Below are 2,923 nucleotides of genomic sequence, written 5' to 3'. Positions count from 1 at the left end.
GGTAGTCAGCGAGATTGCGATCGAATTTTTAGCAGCAGGCTGTCTGGAATTACAAGAATTAGCACGACTGCACGGTTTAGACGATCTGACTCTAACCTGTGGGAGTAAAATTGAGTGGGATAGTAAGGACTCAGTAACGGGAAAGAAAGCTTCTAAAGGAAGTACGTTATTTGGAGCGTTGGGAAATATTTTATATCGCGATCGCGGTTTTGCAACTCCCAAACCAATTACTGCTATTTATCATTTTCCCCATCCCGATACGCTCTGTCTAAAAACCGAATATCAAGGCTCGGTATTTGAGGAGGAAGTTAAATTGGTGGGCGAAAAGTACCGCACTCGCCAAACTATTATCTCTCGCGCTGGCGAACAAGTGACAATCGGGCAATATTTAGAGAAACGAATTAGGGTCTAAACTCACCTCCTAAATCGATCGTTCAAAATCAGGGTAGGGGTAATTCATGAATTACCCCTACCCTGATTTGTGAGAAGTTTGTCGAAAATTAAATTCTCGATCGCATCCTTATCAGATCGTCACTTTATTTATCTATACTAAGATAACGTCAGTTCGGAATAAGAAAATTCAGTTTGCTTCGCTCAGGCACCGCCCTGAACTGAAAGTGTTTCGTTCCGAAAGGCTACGCCAACGGGCTAATAGCTCAAGTTCTCTGAAGAGAACTACCAGATCGATTAGTTCGTTTTAACGAACTTTTGCTATTAGCCCCAAATTCATTTGAGGGCGATGTAGGAACGAAGCCAGGAGTCATTGAGCGAGAATCCTTATCCCGAACTGACGTTAAGATAGTGTTCCACGGTTGGAAACGGATCGTAAAAATGATGAAGTAAAGCTTTCCATTCTTGATATTCTGGCGACTGTCGAAAGCCGATCGTGTGGTTTTCGATTGTGTGCCAGCGGACGAGTAAAATATATCGATGCGATCGCTCTACGCAATGTTGCAACTCATGAGAGATATATCCCGGCATCGAGGCAATAATTAGCGATGCAGTTTTGAAGGCGGCTTCAAATTCGGTGGTTAGTCCCCATCGAATGTTCAGAATGGCTACTTCTAAAATCATTAGTTATTAATTAATAGGGCGGTATCGATCGAACGCACGATCTCATCTTTAGCTCGATCGATATCGATCTCAATTGCTTCATCTGGTGATGGTTCTTCGATGGTATCGAATTGACTTTTGAGTAATTCTACCTTGGCAAAATGCCCTTGGCGATCGATTAATCGTTGAGAAATTAATTCGTAGCTACCTTTAAGGTAAACAAATTTGACAGCAGGATTGCCACCACTGAGGAGATCTCGATAATTGCGTTTGAGCGCAGAGCAAGCGAGTACGGTCGGTCGATCGGCTTGTAACCATTGCTGAATCTGGATCTGGAGAGTTTGTAGCCACGGGAGACGATCTGCGTCGGTAAGGGGTTCGTCGCGCTCTATTTTGGCTTTACTCGCGGGAGAGTGAAAATCATCGGCATCGAACCAGTGCCAATGATGTTTGGTAGCTAGGGTTTGGGCGATTGTGGTTTTGCCGCAACCAGAGACTCCCATCAGGACGATAATCTTGGGTGGTATTTGTTGTTGTGTCAATGTTTTAGTCCCGAAAATTAAGGAATGTAATTTTTTTAGTGAAGAGTAAGATTGGTGTCTCAATGAGGATTATGATGAGAAAAATTGTAAAGTTTCGTAAGAAAGAGCAGTTATAACATTATGTCTATTCCTTTATTAGAATACGCTCCCACCACTCAAAACTCCCGAATTAAGGGTTATGAAGTGCCTGGAGACGAACAACCCAGAGTATTCTCCACCGATAACTTGCTCTCTTCCAGTGAGATGGATTTGCCGATCGAAGCGGCTTATCGCCAAATTTTCTTTCATGCATTTGCATCCGATCGCGAACGGTTTCTAGAATCCCAACTTCGCAGCGGACAAATTACCGTGCGCGACTTTATTCGGGGATTGTGTTTATCAAATACTTTCACCAATAGTTTCTACAACCTTAACAGCAACTATCGGTTCGTCACACACTGCGTTCAGAAGGTGCTAGGGCGCGATGTCTACAACGATGCTGAGAAAATTGCTTGGTCGATCGTCGTCGCGACCAAAGGGCGTGCGGGCTTCATTAATGACTTGCTTAATAGCGATGAATATCTAGAAAACTTCGGCGATAATATCGTTCCCTTCCAACGTCGTCGGGTATTACCTTCTGGTGCTAGCGAATTACCTTTCAACATTCAATCGCCCCGCTACGATGAATACTATCGCGGCAAACTTGGATTCCCCAAAGTTACTTGGTCGGTTACGCCTCGTAGTTCTCGCCCTGTCGCTCAAAAACCCAAAGCTGGCGATCCTTCAATGTTTGCAGCAATGGCTCAGAGTCTCGGCAAGATCGGCAATCAGCCCCAGTCGATTTCAGCTCTGAATCTAGATTATCAAAGTCTAGTCCCCCGCCGCTAAATTAACTCATAAAAAATCGGGTAGGGGCAATGTCTTGTCTTGCTATACCGTCGGGGAACCCGACGAGCGCAAGCCGCTTCATGAATTGCCCCTACCCGATTTTTTATGGGTACGCTTACTCCTTACTCCTTACTCCTCACTCCCATCTCCCATCTCCCCCGTCTTGAAAGTTTCACGATATATTAAGATTCTATACCGGGATAGTATGCGACGATCTAGATAAGGATAGTTAGCTGTATCGATCGCTATTGCCTATCTTTGTAGAACGATCGAGAGATAGTGAGATGGCAACAAGTTTCCCAGAACGTCAACAGAGGTAATATTGTGAGTAGCAAACGGATCTTAGTAGTTGATAACGAACCCTCGATCCGAGAAGTGGCTCAAATTTGCCTAGAAACTGTAGCAGGATGGGAAGTGAGTATTGCTGGTTCTGGATTAGAAGGTTTGGCAACTGCCGAGCG

Annotated in this window: 4 protein-coding genes and 1 pseudogene; 3 read left to right on the top strand and 2 right to left on the bottom strand. The window is 44.5% G+C overall.

Annotation, left to right across the window (positions count from 1 at the left end; genetic code table 11):
- A partial coding sequence (locus Q0R35_RS08910; protein WP_295616369.1) for a phycobiliprotein lyase occupies positions 1–412 on the top strand: 412 nt, incomplete at its 5' end.
- A 365-nt stretch (positions 413–777) separates the two neighbouring features.
- Here Q0R35_RS08910 and Q0R35_RS08905 read toward each other — a convergent pair.
- Both Q0R35_RS08905 and Q0R35_RS08900 read right to left on the bottom strand, forming a co-directional pair.
- Positions 778–1,074, bottom strand: coding sequence for an antibiotic biosynthesis monooxygenase (locus Q0R35_RS08905; RefSeq protein ID WP_295616365.1), 297 nt, complete (start codon positions 1,072–1,074; stop codon positions 778–780).
- Positions 1,074–1,595 carry a gluconokinase gene (locus tag Q0R35_RS08900; RefSeq protein ID WP_295616362.1) on the bottom strand — a complete coding sequence of 174 codons (522 nt, stop codon included), beginning with the start codon at positions 1,593–1,595 and terminating at the stop codon, positions 1,074–1,076. The genes Q0R35_RS08905 and Q0R35_RS08900 overlap by 1 nt, the downstream gene beginning before the upstream one ends.
- Before the next feature lie 120 nt (positions 1,596–1,715).
- Between Q0R35_RS08900 and Q0R35_RS08895 the strand changes: the two genes are divergently transcribed.
- Together Q0R35_RS08895 and Q0R35_RS19515 are read left to right on the top strand one after the other, a co-directional pair.
- On the top strand, positions 1,716–2,462 hold the full coding sequence (locus Q0R35_RS08895; protein ID WP_295616359.1) for a phycobilisome rod-core linker polypeptide: 747 nt from the start codon (positions 1,716–1,718) through the stop codon (positions 2,460–2,462).
- A gap of 324 nt (positions 2,463–2,786) precedes the next feature.
- Positions 2,787–2,923, top strand: a pseudogene (locus tag Q0R35_RS19515) (two-component system response regulator); the annotation flags it as partial.

The organism is Chamaesiphon sp. GL140_3_metabinner_50 (assembly GCF_025361915.1).
Classification (GTDB): Bacteria; Cyanobacteriota; Cyanobacteriia; order Cyanobacteriales; family Chamaesiphonaceae; genus Chamaesiphon.
Note: the sequence above shows the minus strand (reverse complement) of the source record. Positions and strands in the feature narration are given on the sequence as shown.